Source organism: Sphingopyxis sp. MC1 (genome assembly GCF_000371385.1).
GTDB classification, from domain to species: domain Bacteria; phylum Pseudomonadota; class Alphaproteobacteria; order Sphingomonadales; family Sphingomonadaceae; genus Sphingopyxis; species Sphingopyxis terrae.
This window is the reverse complement of the sequence record NZ_AOUN01000007.1, coordinates 41,769-65,817: the sequence shown is the minus strand read 5'-3', so window position 1 is coordinate 65,817 and position 24,049 is coordinate 41,769. Positions and strand designations below refer to the sequence as shown.

At 61.5% G+C, this 24,049-nt stretch carries 25 protein-coding genes; 10 read left to right on the top strand and 15 right to left on the bottom strand.

From position 1 onward, the window contains the following. Positions 1-51: 51 nt before the first annotated feature. From EBMC1_RS18400 to EBMC1_RS11050, 3 genes are read right to left on the bottom strand one after another with little or no spacing between them, the layout of a single operon-like run. Positions 52-519 carry a hypothetical protein gene (locus EBMC1_RS18400; protein ID WP_156001164.1) on the bottom strand — a complete coding sequence of 156 codons (468 nt, stop codon included), beginning with the start codon at positions 517-519 and terminating at the stop codon, positions 52-54. A gap of 59 nt (positions 520-578) precedes the next feature. Then, positions 579-1,370 (bottom strand): enoyl-CoA hydratase/isomerase family protein, encoded by a 792-nt coding sequence (locus EBMC1_RS11055; RefSeq protein WP_003045121.1) that lies wholly within the window; start codon positions 1,368-1,370, stop codon positions 579-581. Continuing rightward, complete coding sequence (locus EBMC1_RS11050; RefSeq protein ID WP_003045119.1) at positions 1,367-2,143, bottom strand: SDR family oxidoreductase; 777 nt, start codon at positions 2,141-2,143, stop codon at positions 1,367-1,369. Before EBMC1_RS11050 ends, EBMC1_RS11055 begins: the two co-directional genes overlap by 4 nt. A gap of 342 nt (positions 2,144-2,485) precedes the next feature. On the opposite strand from EBMC1_RS11050, the gene EBMC1_RS11045 reads away from it, so the two are divergent. Then, the gene (locus EBMC1_RS11045) at positions 2,486-2,920 is read left to right on the top strand and encodes a winged helix DNA-binding protein (RefSeq protein WP_003045115.1); all 435 of its coding nucleotides are present in this window, start codon (positions 2,486-2,488) and stop codon (positions 2,918-2,920) included. A 19-nt stretch (positions 2,921-2,939) separates the two neighbouring features. On the opposite strand, the gene EBMC1_RS11040 is transcribed toward EBMC1_RS11045, so the two are convergent. From EBMC1_RS11040 to EBMC1_RS17855, 5 genes are all read right to left on the bottom strand, one after another. After that, the gene (locus EBMC1_RS11040) at positions 2,940-3,143 is read right to left on the bottom strand and encodes a hypothetical protein (protein ID WP_003045111.1); all 204 of its coding nucleotides are present in this window, start codon (positions 3,141-3,143) and stop codon (positions 2,940-2,942) included. Positions 3,144-3,257: 114 nt separating this feature from the next. Continuing rightward, positions 3,258-3,497, bottom strand: coding sequence for a helix-turn-helix domain-containing protein (locus EBMC1_RS11035; protein ID WP_003045109.1), 240 nt, complete (start codon positions 3,495-3,497; stop codon positions 3,258-3,260). An 11-nt stretch (positions 3,498-3,508) separates the two neighbouring features. Beyond that, positions 3,509-3,964, bottom strand: coding sequence for a hypothetical protein (locus tag EBMC1_RS17860; protein WP_003045107.1), 456 nt, complete (start codon positions 3,962-3,964; stop codon positions 3,509-3,511). A 44-nt stretch (positions 3,965-4,008) separates the two neighbouring features. Then, entirely contained in the window at positions 4,009-4,383 is a 375-nt protein-coding gene (locus EBMC1_RS11025; protein ID WP_040590190.1) for a hypothetical protein, read from the bottom strand. A gap of 38 nt (positions 4,384-4,421) precedes the next feature. Beyond that, on the bottom strand, positions 4,422-4,976 hold the full coding sequence (locus tag EBMC1_RS17855) for a helix-turn-helix domain-containing protein (protein WP_003045101.1): 555 nt from the start codon (positions 4,974-4,976) through the stop codon (positions 4,422-4,424). A gap of 348 nt (positions 4,977-5,324) precedes the next feature. Between EBMC1_RS17855 and EBMC1_RS11015 the strand changes: the two genes are divergently transcribed. The 3 genes from EBMC1_RS11015 (at position 5,325) to EBMC1_RS11005 (ending at position 10,474) form a co-directional block, all read left to right on the top strand. After that, positions 5,325-7,703, top strand: a complete 2,379-nt coding sequence (locus EBMC1_RS11015; RefSeq protein WP_003045097.1) for a TonB-dependent receptor plug domain-containing protein — start codon at positions 5,325-5,327, stop codon at positions 7,701-7,703. 17 nt (positions 7,704-7,720) lie between these two features. Then, on the top strand, positions 7,721-8,995 hold the full coding sequence (locus EBMC1_RS11010) for an aminotransferase class V-fold PLP-dependent enzyme (protein WP_003045094.1): 1,275 nt from the start codon (positions 7,721-7,723) through the stop codon (positions 8,993-8,995). 693 nt (positions 8,996-9,688) lie between these two features. Then, the gene (locus tag EBMC1_RS11005; RefSeq protein WP_003045092.1) at positions 9,689-10,474 is read left to right on the top strand and encodes a hypothetical protein; all 786 of its coding nucleotides are present in this window, start codon (positions 9,689-9,691) and stop codon (positions 10,472-10,474) included. Positions 10,475-10,618: 144 nt separating this feature from the next. Here the strand turns inward: EBMC1_RS11005 and EBMC1_RS11000 are convergent, their stop codons facing one another. From EBMC1_RS11000 to EBMC1_RS10985, 4 genes are all read right to left on the bottom strand, one after another. Next, entirely contained in the window at positions 10,619-10,915 is a 297-nt protein-coding gene (locus EBMC1_RS11000; protein ID WP_003045088.1) for a hypothetical protein, read from the bottom strand. 161 nt (positions 10,916-11,076) lie between these two features. Beyond that, positions 11,077-11,721: a MobA/MobL family protein gene (locus EBMC1_RS10995; RefSeq protein WP_003045084.1), complete on the bottom strand. Its 645-nt coding sequence runs from the start codon at positions 11,719-11,721 to the stop codon at positions 11,077-11,079. A 280-nt stretch (positions 11,722-12,001) separates the two neighbouring features. Beyond that, on the bottom strand, positions 12,002-12,766 hold the full coding sequence (locus tag EBMC1_RS10990; protein ID WP_003045082.1) for a hypothetical protein: 765 nt from the start codon (positions 12,764-12,766) through the stop codon (positions 12,002-12,004). A gap of 219 nt (positions 12,767-12,985) precedes the next feature. After that, positions 12,986-16,336 carry a hypothetical protein gene (locus tag EBMC1_RS10985; protein WP_231292905.1) on the bottom strand — a complete coding sequence of 1,117 codons (3,351 nt, stop codon included), beginning with the start codon at positions 16,334-16,336 and terminating at the stop codon, positions 12,986-12,988. Positions 16,337-16,917: 581 nt separating this feature from the next. Here EBMC1_RS10985 and EBMC1_RS10980 point away from each other — a divergent pair. Beyond that, positions 16,918-17,922, top strand: coding sequence for a hypothetical protein (locus EBMC1_RS10980; RefSeq protein WP_003045075.1), 1,005 nt, complete (start codon positions 16,918-16,920; stop codon positions 17,920-17,922). Between the two features lie 154 nt (positions 17,923-18,076). Here the strand turns inward: EBMC1_RS10980 and EBMC1_RS10975 are convergent, their stop codons facing one another. Together EBMC1_RS10975 and EBMC1_RS10970 are read right to left on the bottom strand one after the other, a co-directional pair. After that, positions 18,077-18,850, bottom strand: a complete 774-nt coding sequence (locus tag EBMC1_RS10975) for a hypothetical protein (RefSeq protein ID WP_040590200.1) — start codon at positions 18,848-18,850, stop codon at positions 18,077-18,079. After that, positions 18,837-19,706: a hypothetical protein gene (locus tag EBMC1_RS10970; protein ID WP_040590188.1), complete on the bottom strand. Its 870-nt coding sequence runs from the start codon at positions 19,704-19,706 to the stop codon at positions 18,837-18,839. Before EBMC1_RS10970 ends, EBMC1_RS10975 begins: the two co-directional genes overlap by 14 nt. Positions 19,707-20,057: 351 nt before the next feature. Here EBMC1_RS10970 and EBMC1_RS10965 point away from each other — a divergent pair, with 351 nt between their 5' ends. From EBMC1_RS10965 to EBMC1_RS10955, 3 genes are all read left to right on the top strand, one after another. Continuing rightward, entirely contained in the window at positions 20,058-20,390 is a 333-nt protein-coding gene (locus EBMC1_RS10965; protein WP_003045066.1) for a helix-turn-helix domain-containing protein, read from the top strand. 231 nt (positions 20,391-20,621) lie between these two features. Next, positions 20,622-21,284, top strand: coding sequence for a thermonuclease family protein (locus EBMC1_RS10960; protein WP_003045064.1), 663 nt, complete (start codon positions 20,622-20,624; stop codon positions 21,282-21,284). Between the two features lie 74 nt (positions 21,285-21,358). Continuing rightward, entirely contained in the window at positions 21,359-21,595 is a 237-nt protein-coding gene (locus EBMC1_RS10955) for a DUF5818 domain-containing protein (protein WP_049754565.1), read from the top strand. A gap of 22 nt (positions 21,596-21,617) precedes the next feature. On the opposite strand, the gene EBMC1_RS18940 is transcribed toward EBMC1_RS10955, so the two are convergent. Further along, the gene (locus EBMC1_RS18940) at positions 21,618-21,740 is read right to left on the bottom strand and encodes a hypothetical protein (RefSeq protein ID WP_268801421.1); all 123 of its coding nucleotides are present in this window, start codon (positions 21,738-21,740) and stop codon (positions 21,618-21,620) included. A gap of 467 nt (positions 21,741-22,207) precedes the next feature. Between EBMC1_RS18940 and EBMC1_RS10950 the strand changes: the two genes are divergently transcribed. After that, a complete protein-coding gene (locus EBMC1_RS10950; protein WP_081611190.1) occupies positions 22,208-22,942 on the top strand; it encodes a cytochrome P460 family protein in 735 nt (244 codons plus the stop codon). Between the two features lie 60 nt (positions 22,943-23,002). Continuing rightward, positions 23,003-23,992: a cytochrome P460 family protein gene (locus tag EBMC1_RS10945; RefSeq protein WP_003045056.1), complete on the top strand. Its 990-nt coding sequence runs from the start codon at positions 23,003-23,005 to the stop codon at positions 23,990-23,992. Positions 23,993-24,049: the final 57 nt, after the last annotated feature.

Genomic DNA, 24,049 nt, shown 5'->3' with positions numbered 1-24,049 from the left:
AGAATAGGGTGGAAAGCGGACGTCAAACCATCGGGCGGAGAGTCTCTCAGCCTAGCTTGATATCTTAAAAAACCGGCTCACTTTTGTCATTTCCACTTGGCATTCATATGCATTTAAATGACCGAAGCCGTTGTTCGACGTGGCCACCCTGCCAACGCCCTCAATCCAGTATGTCCCTTCTTCGGCGATAAAGTGCTGCTTGGTTATCGCGCCCATGTCTTTGTTGGCGTTGTAATCGAACTCCAGCCAGCATTGTTGGCTATTGTGAAGACATGATGGCGTTTCGGGGGTCGTGGATGATGAGCAAAGCTCGACCGAACTTTCCTCAAACGCAAATCGGAAAGGAGCGGCAATTTGCCGCGGATTGCCGTAACCGGAGACAGTTGAAGGTGACCTAATCTGTTTGTGGACGATCACCTTCGAGACAGCTTCTCCGTCCGCATCGCTGCATCCCGAAAACGAGACAATCAAGAGAAGGGGAAAAATTCGGCCCAGTGTCATCGGGTCAAATTGCACCATCGTCCGATCGTCCGCAATCGGTCGTTAGCTGCCAATCCCCCGTCTACCCCGACACCCCCTCACCGCTCGCGATACGCCGGAGGCCGTTTGCCGAGGAAGGCCCCGAGCGCTTCCTTATGGTCCTCGGTTGCCGACAGGATGACCTGCTGACGATCCTCAATTGCCATGGCGGCGTCGAGGCTCTGGGCGTCGATGTTGAGATTGAGCGCCTGTTTCGACAGGCGCAGTCCCCAGGGGCTGGTCGCGAGCATTTCTTCGGCGAGCGCCAGGCCGCGGTCCAGAAGTTCGTCCTCGGCGACGATCTCGCTCACCAGTCCTGCCGACAGCGCGCGCTCGGCGTCGATGAAGCGGCCGGTCAGGATCATCTCCGCCGCCAAGCTGGCGCCGACGAGGCGCGGCAGGAAATAGCTCGACGCCATGTCACAGCCGCCCAGCCCGATGCGGATATAGGCGGCGTTGCACCGAAAGCCGGGCGCCGCATAGCGCACATCGGCGGCGAGCATCAGCGACAGTCCGCCGCCCGCCGCGGCGCCGTGGCCCAGCGCGATGATCGGCTGCGGACAGGCGCGCATCTTGCGATAGATATTGCCGATGCTCGTCTGGGTGCGCAGCGTGCGCAGCACCGGCGTCTCGTCGCTCGACCGGTCCTCCTGAATGTCGAGCCCGGCGCAAAAGCCGCGCCCCGCCCCGCGCAGGATGACGACGCGCACCGCGGGCCGCGCGGCCAGCCCGCCGAAATAGTCGTTCAGTTCATCGACGAGCCCCTCGCTCAGCGCGTTGAGCCGCGCGGGCCGGTTAAGCGTCGCGATCTCGATCTGGCCGCGCGCCTCGATCAGCAGTTCGCCGCTCACAGCGTCTGGCCGTCGTCGATGGTGATCACCGAACCGGTGATACCGCGCGCCGCGTCGGAGCACAGCATCAGCAGCGGCGTGTGCAGGTCGCTCGGCGGACGCAGCCGCTGGCGCGGGAAGCTCGCGACGAACTTGGCACCCGCGTCGCTCGCGAACAGTTCGGCGGTCATTTCGGATTCGAAATAGCCCGGCTGGATGACATTGACGCTGATCCCGCGCCGCGCCCATTCGCGGGCAAGTGCCTTGCCCATGTGGCGAACGGCAGCCTTGGTGGCGCCATAGACCGAGGTCGCCGGAAAGATCTTTTCCGCCGTTATCGACCCGATGATGACGATGCGGCCATTTTCCTTGTCGCGGCTGCCCGCCGCCTCGAGCCGGCGCGCGCCTTCGGTCGCGGTCAGGAAGACCCCGCGGACATTGGCGGCGAGGAGGAAATCGACATCCTCGACCGACAGGCCAAGCGCCACCTTCTCGGTCGCGACGCCGGCGTTGGCGACGATCGTATCGACAGTGCCGAACGCGGCCTCGGCGGCGTCATAGGCGGCCTTGGTCGAGGCTTCGTCGGTAACGTCCATGCTGACCGCGACCGCTTCGCCTCCCGCTGCGCGGATCGCCTCGACCTGCTCGGCAAGCTTGTCGGCGCGGCGTGCCGCGAGCACCACCTTCGCGCCTGCTGCGGCGAGCGCCTTTGCAAAGCCCGCGCCCAGCCCCGACGACGCGCCGGTCACCAGTGCGACGCGCCCGCTGAGGTCGAATTTCGGTTCGCTAGCCATATGTCTCTCCCTTGTCCTGGCCGCCGGACGGGCGATGCGCGGGCGGCGGCAGGGCCGCACCGTCAGTTAAGTTGACGCTTACGTCAACCGCGGGCGATGGCAAGCCCTTCCGCCCGTGGCTGACGGAAAAACGCCGCGCGGGGGGTTGACCGATTATATTTGTTCCCCTATTGTTCTTTTTGTGCACACACAACCTGTTCCCCCGTCGCGGCCGCCAAGCGTGGCGGACGGGGGATAAAGGGCCTCCGCTCACCACCCTTAATTGGCATACCAAATCCGCAACTTTACAATGCGGCGTCCCCCACCACTATCGCATCAGCTTTTGCGAATGGGGAACGGGACATGACGCGCGCCTTGGCGGTGATGACGGATCAGCATTGGGGCGCATATCCGGATGCGGCCATACCGGCGGACTTGCTGCCCGGCACGCGGTCCTTCTGTCCGGAAGCGCGGGCGCATGCGGTGCGCAACCTCATCCGGCATCGCCGCCGCCGCGAACAATTGTTCGGCGACGAGGTCTTCGCCGATCCCGTGTGGGACATTCTGCTCGACCTCTATGCGTCGCATCATGAAGGAAAGAATGTCGCGGTGACCAGCCTGTGCATCGCAGCCGCCGTCCCGCCCACGACCGCGCTGCGCTGGATCAAGGTGATGACCGAAAAGGGATGGCTGGTGCGCGCCCGCGATCCCGCGGACGGGCGCCGCGTCTATGTCGGTCTGGGCGCCGACGCGCTGGTGCGGCTCGATCTCTATTTCGCCGGACTGCCGGGCTTCTGATCGGGCTTCTGCCCGCGGGTCAGTCGGAGAAATAGCGCCGCTGAAGCCGCGCCATCTCCTCGGCCGAAGGGGTCTCGCCGATCCGGCCGTTCAATATCTCGATCGCCGAGTTGAGTTCGATGGCCGCCTGCGCTTCGCCGATGGCGTCGAGCAGGGCCAATTGCCCCACCAGCACATCGCGTACGCCGCGCAGCCGCTTCGTCTCGTCTGGAACCTTCGTCATAGACCGCGCTTGTCCTCGAACTCGCGGCGCAACGGACCCTTGGCGGCGGCGAGCGGGAGCGGCGTTAGCAGACGGCGTGCATGCCGGAAATGTCGAACTGGTCCGGATCGGACGTCAGCGGCGGCGGCGATCCGAAACGCCGCCGGAGAGCCATAGCGCACCCTCAGCTTCGGTCACGACCACCCTCCCCCGGTTCTGAAGCAGCGCGGCGACGCGCAGCACGGTCGATGCCGCCAGTCCCGTCGTCAGGGCGATATCGTCGATACCGCGGCGATCGTCTGCAATCGCGGCCAGAACCGCGCCCGCCTTGGCGGCTACGCCCGACGCCAGCGGCGGATCGAAATCATCGAACATATACGCCCAATCTAGCGCGCGTTGCGGCGCGCGGGGTCGTCATTCTGTTTGCGTCGCCGCCTTCGGTCGGCCTGAAACCATGCGGTTGCCAGCACGATCACCAGCATCTGCGGATAGGCCCAGAAGCCTTGCCCAGCCGAGTAGAGCCGCGGCCAGAGGTCGGGCAGGACCAGCTTCGTCAGATGCGTCATACAGGTGATGAGCTGGAACGCCGGCAGGCACAGCGTCCAATAGCGGCGACTGACCAGCGCATGACCGAGATAGACCGCGAGCATGACGAAATCGAGCAGCGTCAGGAGCAGGCTGAACGTCTCGAAGCGCGTGCCCGAAATGATCAAAGCCGCCGGCGTCAGCACCGAAGCGACGAACACCGTCCAGATCGCAAAGCGCGTTTCGCGCTCGCCCGCCCACTGGACATACACCAGAACGGACAGAAGAACGAAAAGATAGATATAGCCCCAGATCAATCGGCCCGCCTCCGCTTATCGGCACCCATGACCCGGGACATGCTTCAGGCGGCCCGCGTGGCCGGCCGGCGCGGCGTGTCCGCGTCGCTCTCGGCAAGCGTCGCTCTCGCCGGAACCACCTTGCCCAGATCGCCCGATCCGACGACCATATTGCGCAGCCCGACCCGGTCTTTCAGCGAGGCCAGTTCATTGTGGAGCGCGACGACCTGCGACCGACCCTCGAACAGGCCGGCAACCGCCGACTGAAGATGCGCGAAGGCACGGTCGCCGACCACCGCCGACAGGCGGGCCCCCGCCTGCGCATCGGGCAAGGATGTCACGAGCACGCCCAGCTTCGCAATCGCATTGTCGATGGCGGCTTCGGCCGCATGCACCTCGTTCGCGAGCTTGTTGGCCACGGCCAGTCGTTCTTTCAGCATGATTTTCTCCCCGCGCGCGCTGCCGCGACAACGCGCCTTCAGGGGGTCGACAGGAGTTTCGAAACGCCGGCATAGCCATTCAGCAAGACCCCGAACGCGATGCTGGCCCCGATCGCGATCGCCAGGATAATGACCAGTCGCCACCAGATCGAAAGCCTGTTCTCTCCCCCGAAAAATGTGGCGATCGGATGCGATGGTTCCAGCCACGCGGCCGCATCGTCGGAAGCGCTCCCGGCGCCCCCCACCTGCCTGTCCCGTTGCTCGAGATCGTCGGGACCGACACCATCTCCCGCCGACGCCCCCTTGTCGGCGAGACGTTCGGAATCGAGAAGGTCGAACTTTTCATATACCAAATTGGTGCTGGCTGCGGCCGGCACCGCACCGTCCGCGGCGCCAGCACTCTCGGCCCAGATCTTAGCCGCGACGAAGCGGGATTTGGTATCGAGCTTGGCGCAGGCCGATTTCAGCCGGGCGTCGACGGTGTGCGGCGAAAGACCAAGCACGCGGGCGATTTCCTTGGACGCCAGACCTTCGCCAACGGCTTTCAGACAGTCGATCTCGCCAGCCGACAGGCTGCCAATACCGCTATCCATTCCCCTATCCGCCCGACTCATTGTTTCCGCGCCTTGGTTTGCCGTCCTTGGGCCCGTAACAGGCCATCGCCTGCGTCCATCCCTGCCCCGTCAGGCGCACCGCTTCGTCGCGCCGACCGCCTTCAGCCTATCGGGCGAACCGTAACGAAGGGCAATGCAAAAGTCGCCTGTGCCAGCGGACATAACCATCGTCCGGCGCTCAAGCGCCGAAAGGACGACGCGAACCGCTGCACCTGCAATCTTTATTCGACGACGGGCCGAAGCGACATGCACCTGTCATATTGAATTCCTACTTGGCCCGCGAACCGGATCACAAACCTCTCTCCCTCGCGTTCCCAAGGAGCATCCATGAAAAGCCTCACCGCCTGCGCGCTTGTCGCGCTGCAATTTGCTGCGCCTTCGATAGCCTTCGCCGAAGAAGCCGTTTCCACCGACGTCGAGGCGGCAAAGGACGGTGATGCCATCATCGTGACCGGAACGCGCGACACGCGGCGCACCCAGTTCGACACGCTGGCGCCGATCGACGTCCTCTCGTCGCAGGCGATCGACGGCAGCGTGTCCGACGACCTGTCGGACTCGCTCGCGCAGTTGCTCCCCTCCTTCAATGTTCAGCGGTTGCCCGCGGCCGACGGGCTCGCGTTCGTGCGCCCGGCGACGCTGCGCGGTCTGTCCCCCGACCAGACCCTCGTGCTGGTGAACGGCAAACGCTATCACCGCTCGGCGCTGCTCGGGACGCGCGGTGCGCAGGCCGCCGATCTTGCGACCATTCCCAATCTTGCGATCAAGCGGGTCGAGGTGCTGCGAGACGGAGCATCGGCGCAATATGGCTCGGATGCGATCGCCGGCGTCATCAACATCATTCTCGACGATCAGCCCGGAATGGACGCTTTCGGGCAATATTCGCAATATTATGAAGGCGACGGCGCAAGCTATCAGACCGGTGCCCAAGGCGGGGTAGCGCTCGGCGACCGCGGTTCCATCGTCTTTAGCGGCGAATTCACAAAATCGGACGCGACATCGCGCACGCGCCAGCGCCCCGATGCAGAGGCTTTTCAGGCGGCGCATCCCGAACTCGTCATCCCGAATCCGGTTCAGCGCTGGGGCCAGCCCGATCTGCGATCGGTGCGCGGCGCGATCAACGCCGACTATGCGATTGCGGACGCGATCACCCTCTACGCTTTCGGGACGATCGCTGACGGCGAGGGTGTCACCGATTTCAACTGGCGCAATCCCGCGAACACCGGAAATGTCTACAACCCCAGCCCGGCCTTTCCCGACTTCAGCTTCACCGACCTGTATCCGGCAGGCTTCACGCCGCGCTTCGGCAGCCAGTATGACGACTATCAGGCGGTCGGGGGAATCCGCGGCGCGGCGGGCGATACCTTCACCTATGACCTCAGCGCGTCGACCGGGCGCAGCCGTATCGATTACACGATGCAGGAATCGCTCAACGCTTCGCTTGGCCCCGACAGCCCGACCAGCTTCTACCTCGGCCGCCTGCGGCAGAGCGAATTCAACCTCAATGCCGACTTCGTCTATCGCTTGCCGCTCGGGATGGTCGAACCAGCGAACATCGCCTTCGGTGCCGAACGGCGCAAGGAAACCTATGCCATTTATCCCGGCGACCCCGCTTCCTATGCGATCGGGCCGGGTGCGGCATCGGGTCTTGCCCCGAACAGCAACGGCTTTCCCGGCTTCAGCCCGCTCAACGCCGGCGAATGGTCGCAGACCAGCTATGCCGGCTACCTCGACGTCGAATTGCGCCCGATCGAGGCGCTGACGCTGGGCGCCGCCGGCCGCTACGAGGATTTCTCGGAGTTCGGCGACACCTTCAACTACAAGCTGTCGGCGCGGCTGGAGCCGGTTCGCGGCATTGCGTTGCGCGCGACCTATTCGACGGGCTTCCGCGCCCCGACTCCCGGCCAGCTCAACGCGGTGAACACGACGCAGGGCCTCGACACCACGACGCTGCAGATCTTCAACCGCGGCCGGCTGTCACCCAATGACCCGATCGCAATTGCCCTCGGCGCGCAGCCGCTCAAGCCCGAAAAGTCACGGAACCTGACGGCGGGGCTGACATTCCAGTCGTCCTTCGGCCTGACCGCGAGCATCGACGTCTATCAGATCGAACTGCGCGACCGCTTCGGCCAGTCGGCAACCTTTGCCGTTCCGGCCGACTTGCCCAATCCCCAGCGCTTTACCGCGGTGACCTATTTCACCAACGACTTCGACACCCGGACGCGCGGCATCGATCTCGTGCTCGGCTATGCGCGCGACATCGGCCCCGGACGCGCCGATGTGAACCTTGCGTATAATTATAATCAGACGAAGGTGACGAGCGGCACGACCGCGGCCATCGGCAACGAGACGCAGCGCATATTGTTCGAGGACCGGCTGCCCAAGCACAACGCCACCGCCTCGCTCGGCTACAGCGTCGGCCCGTTCGGGATACAGGCGCGGGCGCGCTACTATGGCGCGTGGACCGATGTCAGTGGCAACGCGACGGGCGATGTCTTCCAGCGCTTCGGTTCGATCATGCTGTTCGACCTGTCGGCAAGCCTGGCGCTAAACGAGCATGTCACGCTGCGCGCCGGCGCCGAGAATATCTTCAACACCTATCCCGACGAAGCGACGAACCAGGCGGTGCGCGGCCTCATCTATTCGCGCAACGCCCCCTATGACACCGACGGCGGCCAATATTATGTCCGCCTGGGCATCACATTCTAGGGCGAAAGGCGCGGACGATGGACCTTAACCGCAGACAGATGCTGATGGCCGCGGCGGCATTGCCGGTGGCGGGGCGGGCCGACGCCCTGCCGCCACCGGTGCGCAGCGGGGCAGCGTCCGCGCCGCCCGACGACGAAGCCTATTGGGCGGGCGTCGCCGGGCACTATGATGTGGTTCCCGGCATCACCCAGCTCGAAAACGGCAATTGGGGGATGATGGCGAAGCCGGTTCTGCGGGCTTATGAAGCCGCGATCGAGCGGGTGAACCGCGAAACAAGCTATTATGCGCGGCGCGGCATGGCGCCGGACCTGATCGCGGTGCAAAAGCGTGTCGCGGCCAAGCTCGGCGTCGCGCCCGACGAGATCGCCTTCACGCGCAACGCGACCGAGGCGCTCAAGGCGCTGATCGGCGGCTATAACGAGCTGCGCCCCGGCGATGCCGTCCTCTACGCCGATCTCGACTATGACAGCATGCAGGCGTGCTGCGATTCGCTGAAGATGCGGCGCGGGGTCGATATCGTGCGGATCGCGCTCCCCGAACCGGCGACGCACCAGGGGCTGATCGATTGCTATGCGGCGGCGCTCGACGCCCATCCGCGCGTGCGCCTGATCCTGCTCACCCACCTCAGCCATCGCACCGGCCTCGTCATTCCGGTGCGTGAGATCATCGCCATGGCGCGGGCGCGCGGGGTCGATGCGATCGTCGATGCGGCGCATAGCTGGGGGCAACTCGACTTCGCCCTGCCCGATCTCGACGCCGATTTCGTCGGGCTCAACCTGCACAAATGGATCGGCGCACCGCTGGGCGTCGGCGCGCTCTATATCCGCCGGGACAAGCTCGACCGGATCGATCCCGACATGGCGAATGCACCGCCGTTCAGCCCAAAGGCCCAAAGCCGCGTCCACACCGGCACGGTCGATTTTGCGGCGCAGCTCAGCGTGCCGGCCGCGCTCGATTTTCAGGACGCGATCGGCGACGCGCCGCGCGCCGGCCGCTTGCGCCACCTGCGCGATCTGTGGGCCGAGCCGCTCCGCGGCGTGCCGGGAATCGAAATATTGACCCCGGCCGACCCGCGCCTGCACGGCGGCATCACCTCGTTTCGGCTTTCGGGCAAGACCAGCGAGGCCGACAATATCGTCATCGCAAAGCGCCTGCTGGACGACCACCGCATCTTCACGGTCCACCGCTCCGGCCCGGCCCGCGGCGCATGCGTCCGGGTCACGCCGGCGCTCTTCAACAACGCAAACGACATGGCCCGGCTCGTCGCGGCCTTGCGGAATATGCCGCGCTAGAGCGGACTGCGAGGCCACTCTGGCCTCCACCATCGACTTGAACCGGCTGGCTGGGGCGGCAGGAACCTCACCTAAGGAAAAGCTGCACCTCAAAAAGCCCTGATTTCGGCCATTCTCGCGTGGCACCAGTTGCGACTGGCTACACTCACTGGCTACAGTTAGTGGCATCACAGACCAACTGCAATAGAGCTTCGGTGCTGCGTACGAGTACGGGCCCCTGGGCTCTTGCGCAGCGCGTTGTTAAGCGATGTCACGGCGTTAATTTGCACATCGCATGCCGCCCGCTCTCGCCCCAATGAAAAAGGTTCTCCATAGCAACCGCGCCTCGTAGGCGCCGTCCTATCTCGTCAGCAATCAGAAAAACCCCTCGTACCGCGTCTACCAAGTTAGTCCGCGAGAAAAGGGCTGACCGCGCGGCAAATACACCTAAATCAGTGCTGCAATCTTGCCTGTCCACCGACTAAGCGCGTCAATTCAGGTAGCAGCGCTGCGATAATGCTTCCAGAAAATATGACTGGAGGCCACCCGCGGTGCGGGCGGGCACCCGTTACCTTGCGCCCAGATCTATTGAAATTCGAATAAATGAAAAAAACTTCTGAGTAGCTTGGGATGACATTGCGACGATCCTATAACTCAGGGTCGGCGAAATAATCACGTCCGACGAGATGGAATATTGTCTCCAAGGAGTGAAAAATGAAAATTTGGCCAAAGCCGCAGGATGTACTGCTCGATCAGTATTATACGTGTCAACAAGTCGCACGAAAACTATATGGCGTGTTCCAGGAGTATTTTGATCCGAACCAATATCAGCTAGTCGAGCCGAGCGCTGGCACCGGATCGTTTTTCAGACTGATGCCCCATGAGAGCCTCGCGTTTGATGTTGATCCAAAATATCCGGGTATCCGCACAGCTGATTTCCTATGCGTTGAAATCCGCAGCGAACGAGAGGTGGCTGTGATCGGCAATCCGCCGTTCGGCCGGAATGCCAGTATAGCAGTGCGCTTCTTCAACCATGCTGCGTGCCAGGCGAGTGTCATCGCACTCATACTGCCGAGATCAATTCGGAAGGCCTCCATAGAAAATCGCCTTGATCGTAACTTCCATCTAATCCACGAGGAGACTGTGCAGCGTGACGCGTTCCTATTCAGGTCCAAGCCGTACGATGTACCGGCTGTATTCCAAATCTGGGAGCGTCGCGATGACCTGCGAGAGTTGCAACATGTCGCGTTCCACCATCGGGATTGGAGTTGGACGACGCCAGAACGAGCCGACTTCGCGATACAGCGCGTCGGTGCGCGAGCAGGTCGCGTGCACCGAGACCTCACGCGGAGTCCGTCTTCCCACTATTTCATTCGAGGTAATGTGGAGCCAATAATGAAACGGCTCAACTTCGCCAAGGTCGCGCTCAACGTGGCGGGCAATCCGAGCTTATCAAAGTCGGAAATCGTGTCACTCTATCGCCAATTGACCGGGAGGTAAGCATTCGCCCGAAAAGCCATCATCTGAGATCTCCGCTTCCTTGGATACACTGGCTCCGCGACGTCGCACGGTTCGAATTTAAAGAATGCCGTGTTTGGCGGGCGAGGCGAAGCTCATGCAAATCATTCTGGGAAATTGTCACAGTCAAAATGGGCCTAACAGCCGATTCCAGCGGTTCAGAGGATAGAGCGAGCGAAACGTCGTCACACGCATCGTGGAGCGCATGGCGGCGTGCAACAAATTGCGATCTTCCGACGTTGCCGCCCAAGTCACTGGGACTTGGCGACCGTTAAGTGCTTCCACGATGTGAGTGCGCCTAGCTCCCGACAGCCGGTCAGCGATCTGGACGACGAGCAATGCAAACAGGCGCGGCATTTCGCGCATAACGAGGGCCGTGACATACGCGGCAATGACTACAGCAGTTAGTTCAACGATAAACATTCTATTTTCTCCTCCGACCTTCAGATCACCCTCTCCGCTCAATTTCTCTCCTGTTCTGGTTTGAAGACTTCGCTATCCGATCCTTCTGAAGCCAGAACAGGCAATGCGATATTCAGGGTGTTCGGCACCGGGCGTTACCGGTGCTCGGTGCCGACCCGATCTCAGCGGGATTTTTGCGCTGTCGCTGCCATGACATATTCGGGCGGGACGATTCCAGTACGGTCCCACCAACGCTCGGCGAGGCGCTTGCGAGAGTTGTCCGTCCGCAGCCAGTTCTGGCGAACCTTGCCGTAATCGCGGTGCTCCGGGTCATATCCTCGCAAGGTAATGAGGAAATGCACGTGCGGTGCGATTTCGGGCTGATCGTCGGTTTCCGCTTGGTGATGGATCGCCCAGTCGACGACCATGCCGCGGGCCACGAGATAGTCCTCGGCAAAGCCTTCGATCAGATTGCGCCAGAAGGCGAGGTCCTCATGGCGCGGCAGACTGCCAACGCAATGCGCGATGGTCGGCTCGTCGGGCCGATACCGGGCCGCATTCTCGTCCGCTTGTGCCCACAGCGCAATTCCCCCCAGCTTGGGTCCAGCGGCGCGGGCAGGAGCACATCGGCCCGCCGCCGCGAGGTCGGAGCGCGACGCCCAGTTCGGCGTCGGCCCCCATTCGTCGACGCTATTCTGGCGGTTGATGTAAGCGTAGCTCGCCTGCGCGGTTCGGTGCGTGCGCAAGAGTTCGGGGGTATAACGGCTTGAGCGTTCCCGGATCACATAGCGGGTGTTGAACGGGCGGATGTTGTGGATGGTCGTCATTTGGTACGTCTTTCTACAAAGGACAAAGGGACCGCATCGCAGCGGTCCGCTTGCTGATTTGGGTTTGATGGAGGGACGGAGAGACGGCGCCGCAACGGCTGCTGGACGTCGATTCACCGGATATTTAAAGCTGGTCGCTAGTCCGCGCCCTGACGGGCATGACAGCGGCTCGTCGCATGCGAAGCGTTGTGCATATGCACGCTCGCAGGCCTCGCTGCTCGCGCGACCCGAGCAGCGAGGCCATTTTGTCGTTCCATGGTGGGCTTACGAGTACGCTCGCTCATGTGTGGAACAGCCCGTCTTCGAAGCTAACCCATCTCGCGCTTTCGTCGCCCGCTGCAAGGCGTTGGCGATAGTCGCGATAATGATGCGCGAACGAGTCTGCACGGCGGATGGGGCGAGAGTTCCCGATATCGGCGAGCGCGGCTGTCAGATACTCGCTGGCATCGATCCAGTTGCGCAGCGCCAGCATCGTTTCGAAAAAGGGTTCCGGTCGCGCGCTGCGGAACGCCTCGACATGCGCCCACAGCATTAGCCGCGCGGTCGCGACGCGAAGCGCATGGTCTTCTGCTGCCGTCGGCGCGGAGCGCGACCAGGCAAGCTCGATGTCCACATCGCCGATCTCGGGCATCGGGATGGAGAAACGACGGCACGCAGTTCGCTCATCGAACCCATGGTCACCCATTGCGACGGGATCGATAGCTGTCTTGCCAAAGCAGAGTTCTGCAAGAGCCGGCTCGACGAAGAAGCGCCGGCTCATCGCGTCCATCGCCAACGTCATGCGATCGGCCGTGGACACGATCTGGACTGCGGCCGGCAACAGCGTCTTGTCGAGCAAGTGCGGCAATGGGATTTCCGACTTGCGCGCGTCGGAGACACAGATCGTGCTGACCCAGCGATGACCATCTTCTTGATCGACCATCGTCAGGACCGCCGCCGCAACCGGCCTGCGTGCCAGCGCCGGATGCTCGTCTGGTATGTCGTTGACAGGAATGCATGCCAGACCGATCACCTGCAAGCATTTGGGAAGTTGATACTCGTTCACGATATTCTCCTTTCGGAGGATCAGGGATCCGAGACAGAACTCCTGCCTCTTTTCCTTTCACCCTGTTCCTCGCTTCCCGCGTCAGCGTCTCCATTGTTCAGCGGGCGCGAAGGCGCGTCCCGCTTTTCCATCCGGCGGACATGCGAGGTCGGTCTGAGGCTGCGCCGCAGGCGTGATCGTCATTTTAAGAGAAGCAGACCCTCCCTGAGGGCCTGCCGATCAGCGTCCGCGGCCGCCGGGTTCTCGGCCGGGCAGCCCGCGAGCGGGCGAATGAAGGCGCTTCGACGACTTCGACCGCTTCGTCTTTTGCTTCGCTGTTCGCCGCTTGATCTCGAGCGACATGATCACCCCGGCGGCCGCCATATCCCCACCGGACCGCGCCGATGCCAGCGCGCGCTTCAACCGATCCGCCTCCTTCGGCGGATCGAACCGCACCGAACCGCGCTTGACCAGCAGCCACTCTTCGTCGAGCAGCGGATCGCCCATGTGCCGAAAGCGGTCCGCTTCGTTTGCCCGCGGCGGCGCTGCGGGCAGCAAGCCGGAATCGACCATAAGATCATGCAGGATATCGCTCCGCGTTTCCTGCTGAACCAACCAGGCGGCTCTGGTGCGGGCGCGTATGTCAGGCCGTGTCAGCCAATCGGCGCGGGGTCCGAGGGTGTTGCGCAGCGACTCCACTGTGTCCGGTGCCTTGGCATCCGCACGCCGCGCGAACAGGAAAGGGACAGGCGCAAGGCGCCACAGGGCGGCAGGGTCGGTTTCCTGATATGTGTCCATCAATTCGGCAGGGACCGGCGCGAGGTGCGTGGCAGGTCGATCAAGCCAAGATGCCCGTCGCTTCTGCTCCACGTCCCAAGCCGTTGGCCGGCGCGCCGGATCGATATCGGGCAGGTTCCTGAACATTTGCGCCCGCCTATCGACAATCGCAGAAAGCAGGTTCTGTCCCGCCTCGCTCCGGATGTAAGGGGTGTCGAACCACCCGCGGGGGTCGTCGTGCAGGTCGATCCGAAACGCGCCGCGCCAGTGCGCGATGCGGACAGGATAGGTCTCGATGACCGATTTTAGCGCTTGGAGCTGGTCGTTGGTCGGTCTGTCGGGAAATGGCCCATTGACTGGCGAGGCGGCGAGCCGCTCGTATAGATTGTCAAACTGTTCCCGCCCGTTGTTATGGATAGATAGATAATCGTCAGGGCGAACATCGCGTAGGGTCTTGGTCTGCTGCGCTGCGACAGGAACATATTCGTCGGCGGGAATATCATATTGTCGCGGCAGTTCTGCACGGGACGAAAGCTTGGCTGGCACTGGCTTTGGTTCGCGGCCGGGTGTGATCTCACCCAACCCCACCATGGCGAACCCGCGTGCGCCGAGCGATGCCATCGTCGGCAAGGGCTGATCGAGCGCGCGTGGCGGCGACAGCGCAAATTCTTGGTCGGCATCCCGAAGGCGGCCTGACGCGATTTCGCGGGTCGCCTGAATGCGCAGATCGCGCAATTTGATCCGCCGCCCAATCTCGGGAGTATCGCGCCAGCGCCTCACCGCCGCTTGCAGCCACGCGCTTTTGTCGACGAGATTATCATCATCCAAACCTGCCGGCCCGCGCTTGGTCAGCAACGCGCCGACTTGGGCGAGTTCCTTCTGCTGGGTATCGCGGATCGCCGGGAGCCGCTTTCGATAGGGTGCGGCATTCAAATCGACGCCGTGGATCAAATCCTGAGGATCGTCGACAGGAAGCACGACCAGGCGTCCATCGACTTCGCTGAGCAGGAGCGGCGTCTCGGCGATGCGCTTCATCACCGCATTGGGATCCAGCATCGTTGCGGAGCTGACCTCGTTGGACAGCATTGCGTCGACAACGCGGGTCGGCTCAGGGTTCTGGATCGCAAGTCCCAGGTCTCGATCGAGCCGTTCGCGAAGATCGGCGGCGGCGCGTTCGAGAAACTTCGCCTGCTCGCGGCGCTCGGCTATCGCGGCCTGTTCAACGACCAACTCCAGTTCGAGTTCATCGAGATAGGCTTCGGCCTCGTTACCCCGCCGGGTCCAGGCGTGCGACAGATAGGTATCGTGTCCGTCCTTACGCGCCTTGTCGGCATAGCCCGGGGCAAATCTCGCAACGATACGCGGATGGCTGCGCGCCATAGCGCACAGCGTTTCGATCTCGGCGGCCTCGGCGCGCAGCCGGATCGCGGCATGCTCGCGATCGCGAAGGTCGAGCGATAACCGCTCCAGCCGGTCGCGGTCGTCCGAAGTGCGGACTTCGCGCACGCGCGCTTCGCGTAATTCGAAAGCCGTATCGGCGTCCGCCAAATCTGCATCGCGCTTTGCTAACTGCCGCGCGAGCACGCGCGCCCAGCCAATCGCTGCATTGTCGAGCGACACATCCGGCGCGTCCCCGGCGCGTTCGAGTACGGTGGCCTTGCCGCCGACCTTACGCATGGTTTGCGCATCCAGCCCCATCTTCGCATAGGTTTCTGGCGAGAGGCGGTAATCAGCGTCAAACGCATCGAGTTCGACATTGACGAGACGGGCGATCTCGCACCGGAAGGGTTTCATGAAGCTGGTCGCTATTCGCGGCACGACGTGAACGTCGAACGCCAGTGCACCGTCGTCATCGATGGTTACCGCGCGCTTGCCGACCTGGAAATGCAGGTGCCAGTTCGTCAGATTATTGAGCGCGTCGGGTTCATGCCGCACGAACAGGGCGGGCACGACCCGATTTGCGTCAGCATCGCCGCTTTCGGATTTGGCGAGCGATTGCACCCAAGCGTTCGCGCCAACGAGAATGCGTTCGTGCGCCGCGCCGTCAAGATCGGCGGGCAGCTCCGCCTCGCCCGCGATGACCGCATAGCTGCCGCGACCTTCGCTGAGCTTCACCGGCGGATCCGCATCCGGCCAGCCGGGCAGCGCCGCGAGCCACTTCAGCGCGGCAGGCGCCTCCGGATCGATCCACGGCACACCAACCGACTGGCGCTTTTTGCCGAGCGCCTTGCCGCCATCCACCCGCCTCTGCTCGGCGTTGAGAATGTGACGCAGACCTTCGGGACAATCGGCGCGAAGCGCAGCGCCCGCCAGAAAAGCAGGCGCGATTTCATATTTGATGTTGAGACGCGGCGGCCCGGCGGATTTGTTCTGGCGCCGCCCAAACTCGTGCGCTTCGACCGCGTCCCACTGCCTGGCTCGCTTGACCGGATCCGGATCGAGCGTGGTGACAAGGATCTGGCGATGGTCATGGCCATGATCCTGCGTGTAGCGGTCGAACGTCGCAGCGGGCCGCTCCTCTGCCGCTATTTCCGGCTCCGCATTCGCATCGCCGATCTTACCGGTCGCATAATCATCGAACGCGGCCGCCGCTCGCTCGCGGGTTACGTTGCGCGCCAGGTGGAAGCTGCGCTCCCCCGCCGCGCTCGTTAGCCGGGATATGTCCGGCACGCTCGGAATGCCGAACCAGGCGCGCCGGGCGGGAGCTGCTTTCCCGCGCTCCCAGCGCTGCGCGGAATCGAGACTTGCCCGAACCTTGCCGCGCAGGAGCCCCAACGGATCATCGAGTTCGGTCTCCGCCAGGTCGAGCGGCAAGTCGCGGATGATCCGCTTTGCTGCGCGCCTGCGAAAAGTTCCGATCGGATCCATGATCTCCAGTCCACGCTTCCAAAGGCGGGCTGTGCCCGTCCTACCAGCCCGCGGCAGGCGCCCGCTCGGGAAGTCCCGAGCGAAACCGACCTTCCTAATCCGAAGGATATCATGTTGATGTTAGCTTCCACAATCGAAGAATGGGCAGCTAACCTATTTCGCAAAAAATATTCAGTTACTCCCGATATATTCTCGATATCTTATTCAGATATTATAGATACATTACCGATATTCCGAAAGCTATTTAGATAAGAGATTTTGAACTCGAACCGGATATCTCTCAGCATGAGAGAATATCGGCTTCAGATACTATCTGACTTGCAACGATACCGATCTCGGTGGCGGCGAAATCGTTCCAATATCCGGTATTTGGATATTTAAATGCTCGTTGTAATATCCATGCACCAATTTGCAGTGGAACAACGAGCTTGAATGTCAGGTTTTGGCGACGAACCGTGCCTTATCAGCGACAGAATGGCTCGTTGCCCATCGGGGCTCCAACCTACCAACCAAGCAAGGAGATAATCATGAAAAACTTGCTTGCAGAGGCCATAGCGCGCGTAATCGCTGAAGGTCTGACTGCGCATTCTGCTCAGATAGAAAAATTGACGCGCGAGCTTGAAGTCGCCATCATCCAAGCCGCCCAAGCGAGTGGCAAACCCGTCACGATCGAAACCATGTTCGCGGGCCAGGATCTGAATGGACCGGCTTTCGCCGACCTCCGCAAGACCTTGCGCAACCCTGGCCTGAAGCCTGAGGCGACGATCAGTGAATTGCGCAGGGCTGAAGGCTACTTCATACGAGCGCACGACGAATATATCGCCAAATATTCCGACGATCGGGCGAACGCCCTGCGTTGGGCGGAGCTCCGGCTTGCGATCGCACGACTCTTCTATGATGAGATGATCCGATCTTTACCTACTGCTTCACGTCCCCAAGCGCGGCCGAAGGCGGAGCGCTCAACAAGCGTCATCGGGTTCGAAATGGATGCTTTCTCTGCCGATGAGCAGGAAGCGCTTCGTCAAGCGATCAGTAATCGCGAGGATGCAATCAGGCAGTTGGAGACCATCATCCGCCGAGGCGACGCGACGTCGGACACTACGCACCTCATCTGTAGTTATTTGCGCGATCCGAACAAGATCGAGCAGGTAAACCGCTGGCTCACCGCCGAGCAGAGCAAGGCGCACCATAGCAACCCGGAACCTGAAAATGACGTCCAGCCGATGGCTGCCGTTGCCGAGCCGCTGCAGATGGACACTCCGCCGACCCGCAATGGTCAAGACAATGAAAAGCTGTGGCCGCCACGTCGGGAAGCACCTCGAACAGATCCGGTCGTTGCCCAGAAACTTGTCGAGTGGCTCCGGGTCGGCCCCAATAAGATTCGGAAACTGTACGCGCGGTCGTCTGCAGGGGATATTCGGCTTAACGCCCGACCGGACGCACCATCGGTCGCCGGCATGTTCGAGACCGCAGTTGACCACCCGTTGGTTCAAAATGAACTATCAGCAATATGCGCGCGTCTTGAGCTATAACACCCCTCGTTCGGCGCGGGTTGGGTCCTTTCACATACTTGCCTCTTTTGGAATTGGGCCGAGGCTGCCTAAGCTAGCGGGCGCGCAAAGTGATAGCGGCGCCTGCTTGTCGTGATAACGCCAAGACAGCACTAATTGCGCTACCGGATAGGGTTCAGCGAGACAGACCGCCCGCACCGATGATCGCCGACAACAGATGGCTTGTAAGCGCAGCCGCGCTCCTTCGGTAGGCGATTTCACCCCAATCATCCCAACGATGCACCCGCTCGGCGAGCCAAGCGAAGAGGTCATCACGCGATTTTGCATCGGCGAAGGACTGCGACCACGCGATATTGCGCGTCGGCATCCGCGCGCCAACCTTAAGTCCGGTCAACGTCACCAGGTATCGACTTCCCAAATCTTCGCGCGCGAACAGATGGCGACGAAACCCAACCTGCTGCTCAAAGGTGATCAGCGCCCGCTCTCGTGCCTCGGCGTCGAGCCCCTTGCTCGCACTGACCGCCGCCACAACCGCCGACATCGGCAGGCGCTCGAATTCCGGCTCGCGCGTGGCCTGCAGCATCATGAGGACCGACTTCCCCAATGAGCTCAATCCCCCATCGAAGACGTTCCTCCCCTCCGATGTCTCGACCATACCGATGCTGGCGAGCCAGCACTGATAGAATCGCCAGAACATCATGTCCCCGCCGAAAACATCGTGGTTGCTCTCCGTGCCAAACCAGCTCGCATTGATCGCGGTCATTACCCTCAGCATCAGTTCATGCTGTTCGGGTGCGAAGTGGACCGGCGGGAAGCCAAGTTCTCCTTCCCAGAAGGCGTCCCTGACGCTCGACCAATGGCGTCCCGCTGCATCCTCGTAGCCGCGCGGATTGGCTCGAAACCACCATCCCCATGGGAGCTCGCTGGCGTGGCGATCAAAGTCGGCCACGGCCACCTCCGCGACTGGGATCGAGGCCGATCGGCGGCGGCTGGTCGTCGCGCTGGGGCGCTGCGTCCCCCTCCGCGATCGCGCGCAGCTGGGCAGCGAGCGCAACCGTTTCCCGGACAACATAGGCATCGTCGCGATAGGTCCGTGCGAGTTCCGATGACTTGGGCCTGGAGGAACCCTGCGCATGCCTGGGAATGAGATCGTACGCATGATCGCAACTGAAGCCGAACCACCATGCGTGCGGGTCTTCGACCCGGTGATCGGTAGCGTGCGTTACCGGATGGTAGACCGCCGGGCGTAATGTCACGTGGCAGATACGGCGCGCCTCGACGGCTAAACGACGCGCCGGACTCGGCCCTTCCTCGCACAGTCTTGAATAGGTCAAACCGCCATGCACCTCGATCCCGATGTCCGACGGAACTGCGCCATTATCCCAGCCCCAGAGTGGGTGGTCGTGGGGAATGCCGACATATCCGGACAGAAAACCATCTTCCGTGTCACGCAAGATGATGCAGTCATAGCCACTCGCCTCGTCGCGCCAGCTGATCTTGTCCGCCTCTCCGAGCCACGGCCCCTTGCCATCGGGCCGCGCTGCCTGATCATAGAATATTTCTTCCGCGGGAACGACGCACGCGCGGGTCGCATAAGCGCGACCGGTTACGAGAACGACGCCGCCCTCTCGCATGACATCGCCTCCGTCGCCGATCAGCTTCGCCAGAGCGAGGTCGGAGCCGAGGATCGGCAGCAGTGTGCCGTCCGTGGCCGGCGCAACGGCAACCGTGGCTGCCTTTCGCATCACGGACGTCTTGCGCTGCCCAGCGGGCACTAGCGCCTTGGACTTGGTGGTTTTAGCCATTTCTTCTCTCCAGCTTAATCTGCGGCACGGATGCTGATCGCTTCCGGCTACGCGTCATGGTGCTGCCCCCGGGGCGGTCTCCGAGTGCGTATCATTTTCGCATGTCGGCCAAGCGATGATCGGTCCGAGACCCCAGGTTTCGCTGCCGAGTGGACTGCCCAGATGCGAGGGTGGGGAATGGTATCCCGACGGTGGTTCATGCGATGCCATCAGTAAGATTCGTAGTTACGTTATCGTTCGCTATATCAGACAACGACTAGAGTCAATCGGTCGGACGAAGTCGTTCGTTTGACCGAACGCTCTTTGATTCCTATGGCGTTGCTCTCATGTTAGGTTGTGTCGAGGGAGGTCATGGACATGTCGTTGGCGATGAGGCTGCAGAACCTTCGCACGGCAAAGCGGCAATCGCTTCAAACAGTGGCTGACGCCATCGGTGCGTCGAAGGCGCATATCTGGGAGCTTGAGAAAGGCACCGCCAAGAATCCGTCGATCGAACTTGTCCGAAAGCTCGCCGATCATTTTGAGGTATCTATCGCAAGCCTTGTCGGGGAGAAGCCGGACGAAGATAGCGATGACGAGCATTTGCTCGTCATGTACCGTGATCTGAAATCTCTCGATCACCAAGATCGCTTGGTTCTTGGAGACATTATAAAGGGAATGCAGAACCGTCGGTCCGGGCGGTAGCGGAGCGGGCGCTCTTAGCACTGGTTCTAATGCCCTACCCATACCGTCGTGGTCGTCACCGGCGCCACGTCCGCAGCAAAGGAGTTCGGCGCGGTCGGCGCTTTGGTCGATTCGGCTATTGCCGGTTCTGTCAGCCGGTCTTTGGGACGAATATTCGCATAGCGGACATTCGGCTCGATCGATCGAGGATGTTCAAGAAATTGGTAAGTTAACCGCGCTAGAATCCTTCCCATGAAATGGCTTTTTGTAATCGCACTCGCGCTGACCCCGCTTTCCGCGTCCGCGCAGGACATTAGTGGAACGGGCCGTGCAAAGGACGGCGACTCCCTCGACATGGCAGGGATTGCCGTCCGCTTACATGGCGTCGATGCCCCCGAGCTTTATCAGACATGTTCGCGGCAGGGTCAAAGCTGGGCATGTGGGAAAGAAGCGATGGCGAAATTGGGGCAATTGGTGAATGGTGCCGAATTGCGCTGTGAGCAGCGCGATGTTGATGACTATGACCGGATCGTCGCCAGCTGCACCGCGCGGCAGATAGATCTAGGCCAAGCCATGGTCGAAGCGGGCCTTGCAGTTGCGTTGCCTCAGTTTAGCGATCGCTATCTCGGCGCCGAGGCGCGCGCCAAGGCCCTCAAACTAGGCATCTGGAGTTCCGACTTCCAAAAGCCAGCGGACTATCGGGCCGCCAATCCCAGGGCACATCGGCCCAAGCCGCAGGCATCCGCCGTGCGTCAGCCTATTGCATCACCGGCGCCGTCCGGCGTCTATTACCGCAATTGCAATGCGGCATGGGCAGCGGGTGCTGCGCCGTTATACCGCGGTCAGCCGGGATATCGGCCAGAAATGGATGGCGACGGTGACGGGGTGGCTTGCGAGCCATTTCGGCGGCGCTGAGCATTTAGGCTGGGTTGAAAGGCCTTCATCCAAAGTTTCTGGCGCGGTGTTGCGACTTTGGGTAGGCCAACGACATGATGATGATCGGCACGAGAATCGAAGAGACGGGAACCTTGCTCCGCGACGCGGGCGGATTCTCGCTTCGCCGTGACCTTGGCGGTCGGTGGCGCCTCGACCTCCACCGCGTTCCGGTCGACCATATCGAAAAGCGTGTTCGCATTACCGGCATCGTGGTCGGTGAAGACCTGGTCGATGTCGACGGTGTGGCTCCCGAGAATATTGCTTCTTCGCCGCTGGCGGCCGGCGCGTAGCCCCACTGCACCACCTGCACCGCTAGAACAAATATTTGAGCGCCTGCCATGCCCCGACGAGGAATGAGCCACCCATCAACGCGGTCGCAATCCAGAATTCGATAGCGAGCGCCCGGTCGCGCCATTTGGTTCCGCGTACTTGCATAGGCTCGGCATGACAGCGCGAAATATTGTAGGAAAGCGATTAATCCACGCTTGGTGGCGACAAAATCCTACGGAATAGGCGACACCCCCCGAACTCACATTCAGGCGTGCGATACCGCCGACTCTGGCCGTTTTCGGTCAGGCCGCTTTCAGTCTGAACCGAAGAGAAGCGGACGTTCGCCGTGCGCCGGCTGGCCATGGGCGACTGCGGCTCGCACAAGCGATTCTCGATCTGGCGATTTCATCCGGGCGAAGATTTTGCGTTGCATATACCCCGTAGGTTGAGCAGCTCGCGCTCAACGTCGTCGGTCGAGCAACGACCAGCATACTCATTAGCTGAACGGCACATAAATTGTCGAAAACATTGAACCAACCAATAAAATCACTTAGTTCAATGGGTTATATAAAAATTATAGGCCTTCAAACTATTGAAACTATACCGACCGGCTATTGGACATCTCTCCCACGATGCTGGATGATCAGATACCATATATTGATTTCAAGAAGAGGACGGGTGCCGTGACTCCAGTCTATAATCAATCGTTTTTGAGCGTCGCGAGTGCGGCTTTCCTGCTATCGACACTTTCGGCTTGCGGCGGCGCATCAGGGGAAGGCGAGAAATCCGACAGTGCGGAACCGCGAACGCAAGCGGCCGTCGCTCGCGACCCCAATTATCCCGAGATCGATATCCCGCCCGTTTGGGATGCCAAAGGACAGCTGGTCCAACCAAAAGACTTTCGCGAGTTGGTCTTCCTCGGGGCGCCGCTGACACCGCACGGTCTTAACGGCGGGAAAGCGTCTTTTCCCGAGTTCCACAATGTCTACACGCAGCCAGCAGCCTTCAAGGCCTATCGGGCGACCGGCAAATGGCCTGAAGGCACCATGATGATCAAGGAACTACAGCTCGTCAGTGATCCGAAAGGCGAATTTCCTGACGGATCAACGACGGCACCATCCGGGCGAGGATATTTTCCCGGTCCGCCCAATGGCCTCGACGTTTCAGTCAAGGACAGCAAACGGTTCGCCGATTCAAATGGCTGGGGCTATTTCAACTTCAATCATTCCGCTCCGCCCTATCTGGCCACGGCAGCGCTCAAATCCGTCGACGAATGCGCGGGGTGCCACATCGCCAATGCAGAAGACATGGTCTACATCAAATTCTACAAGCCCATACTCGATCCGCTACCGCTCCCCCGCGGTTGACATGACGCTGCTGCAGCCATCGGCGTCTGCGGCGCGACAGGCGATGCAAGAGCAGCGGCCATGCTCAGTGCTCATAGGAACGACGATTTGCTGACCGGGAAGACCATTGCGGTCATCTGCGCCGTCGCGCTGTTCACCACAGCCTGCGGCAAAAAGAGCGATGCGGGTGCGCCCGACGATACTTACGCGTCGCTGGTCAACAAAGATGGGACGATCTCCTTTCCCGCAGACTTCCCCGAGAGTTACATGTTCATTGGCACCTGGTCGGTCACGGCGCCCTCGGGAGAGGCAGAAATTCATTCCGTCTATTCCCGACCGGCGGATGTTGACGCCTTTCGGAGCGCGGGGAAATTTCCTGACGGCGCAGTCTTGATCAAGGAAGTCACAATTGCGAAGAGCGCCGACCTCGTCACAGGCCGCGCATCCTGGGCCGGTGATCGCAAGATTTGGTTCCTCATGGTGAAGGATCGCAAGGGACGGTTCGCGGGCAACCCCCTCTGGGGTGACGGGTGGGGCTGGGCGCAATTCGACCCGACCGACACCAAGAAGCAAACGGCGACGAATTACCAAACCGACTGCAAATCATGCCACATTCCGGCCAAGTCATCCGAATGGGTTTACACCTATGCCTACCCAGCGCTGGGTGAGAAAGGCCAAGTCGGCCTGCCGGTGAATTCACATAGAGGTAACCCGCCCGGGATAGTTCCCGCCGTCGCAACGCAGGCCATGACGAGCGGCGTGGCTTCAGGCAAGATGGCTTTCGACAAGACTTGCAGGGCATGCCACTCCATAAACCCTGGTGGTGCCGGCATCGGACCAACGCTGGCTGGCGTCGTCGGCCGCAAGGCGGGCACCGTGCCAAACTTTGATTATTCGGACCAGATACGGAATTCCGGCATAACCTGGACAGCCGACAATATTGACAAACATATCGAGGCGCCAAAATCCTTCATTCCCGGGAATCGCATGGGAAATCTCTTCCCCAACGGGATCAAGGATCCGGGTCAGCGCCGCGATATCATCGTCTATCTGAAAAGCGTCGCACAGTAGTCGACGGCGGCTTCCCGCTCGCGAGCGGCGGTAAGACGCATGAGCCACTGAAGGTGG

Excerpts from the sequence above, each read along its gene's own strand:
- EBMC1_RS11035 (WP_003045109.1), bottom strand. The coding sequence starts at position 3,497 with ATGTTCGATGATTTCGATCCGCCGCTGGCGTCGGGCGTAGCCGCCAAG.
- EBMC1_RS10970 (WP_040590188.1), bottom strand. The coding sequence starts at position 19,706 with ATGGCTAAAACCACCAAGTCCAAGGCGCTAGTGCCCGCTGGGCAGCGC.
- EBMC1_RS11025 (WP_040590190.1), bottom strand. The coding sequence starts at position 4,383 with ATGCTGAAAGAACGACTGGCCGTGGCCAACAAGCTCGCGAACGAGGTG.
- EBMC1_RS10960 (WP_003045064.1), top strand. The coding sequence starts at position 20,622 with ATGAAATGGCTTTTTGTAATCGCACTCGCGCTGACCCCGCTTTCCGCG.
- EBMC1_RS11005 (WP_003045092.1), top strand. The coding sequence starts at position 9,689 with ATGAAAATTTGGCCAAAGCCGCAGGATGTACTGCTCGATCAGTATTAT.
- EBMC1_RS11045 (WP_003045115.1), top strand. The coding sequence starts at position 2,486 with ATGACGCGCGCCTTGGCGGTGATGACGGATCAGCATTGGGGCGCATAT.
- EBMC1_RS18400 (WP_156001164.1), bottom strand. The coding sequence starts at position 519 with ATGGTGCAATTTGACCCGATGACACTGGGCCGAATTTTTCCCCTTCTC.
- EBMC1_RS11015 (WP_003045097.1), top strand. The coding sequence starts at position 5,325 with ATGAAAAGCCTCACCGCCTGCGCGCTTGTCGCGCTGCAATTTGCTGCG.
- EBMC1_RS10980 (WP_003045075.1), top strand. The coding sequence starts at position 16,918 with ATGAAAAACTTGCTTGCAGAGGCCATAGCGCGCGTAATCGCTGAAGGT.
- EBMC1_RS11050 (WP_003045119.1), bottom strand. The coding sequence starts at position 2,143 with ATGGCTAGCGAACCGAAATTCGACCTCAGCGGGCGCGTCGCACTGGTG.
- EBMC1_RS11010 (WP_003045094.1), top strand. The coding sequence starts at position 7,721 with ATGGACCTTAACCGCAGACAGATGCTGATGGCCGCGGCGGCATTGCCG.
- EBMC1_RS10945 (WP_003045056.1), top strand. The coding sequence starts at position 23,003 with ATGCTCAGTGCTCATAGGAACGACGATTTGCTGACCGGGAAGACCATT.
- EBMC1_RS17855 (WP_003045101.1), bottom strand. The coding sequence starts at position 4,976 with ATGGATAGCGGTATTGGCAGCCTGTCGGCTGGCGAGATCGACTGTCTG.
- EBMC1_RS11040 (WP_003045111.1), bottom strand. The coding sequence starts at position 3,143 with ATGACGAAGGTTCCAGACGAGACGAAGCGGCTGCGCGGCGTACGCGAT.
- EBMC1_RS10955 (WP_049754565.1), top strand. The coding sequence starts at position 21,359 with ATGATGATGATCGGCACGAGAATCGAAGAGACGGGAACCTTGCTCCGC.
- EBMC1_RS10995 (WP_003045084.1), bottom strand. The coding sequence starts at position 11,721 with ATGACGACCATCCACAACATCCGCCCGTTCAACACCCGCTATGTGATC.
- EBMC1_RS10965 (WP_003045066.1), top strand. The coding sequence starts at position 20,058 with ATGGACATGTCGTTGGCGATGAGGCTGCAGAACCTTCGCACGGCAAAG.
- EBMC1_RS18940 (WP_268801421.1), bottom strand. The coding sequence starts at position 21,740 with ATGCAAGTACGCGGAACCAAATGGCGCGACCGGGCGCTCGCTATCGAA.
- EBMC1_RS10950 (WP_081611190.1), top strand. The coding sequence starts at position 22,208 with ATGCTGGATGATCAGATACCATATATTGATTTCAAGAAGAGGACGGGT.
- EBMC1_RS11000 (WP_003045088.1), bottom strand. The coding sequence starts at position 10,915 with ATGTTTATCGTTGAACTAACTGCTGTAGTCATTGCCGCGTATGTCACG.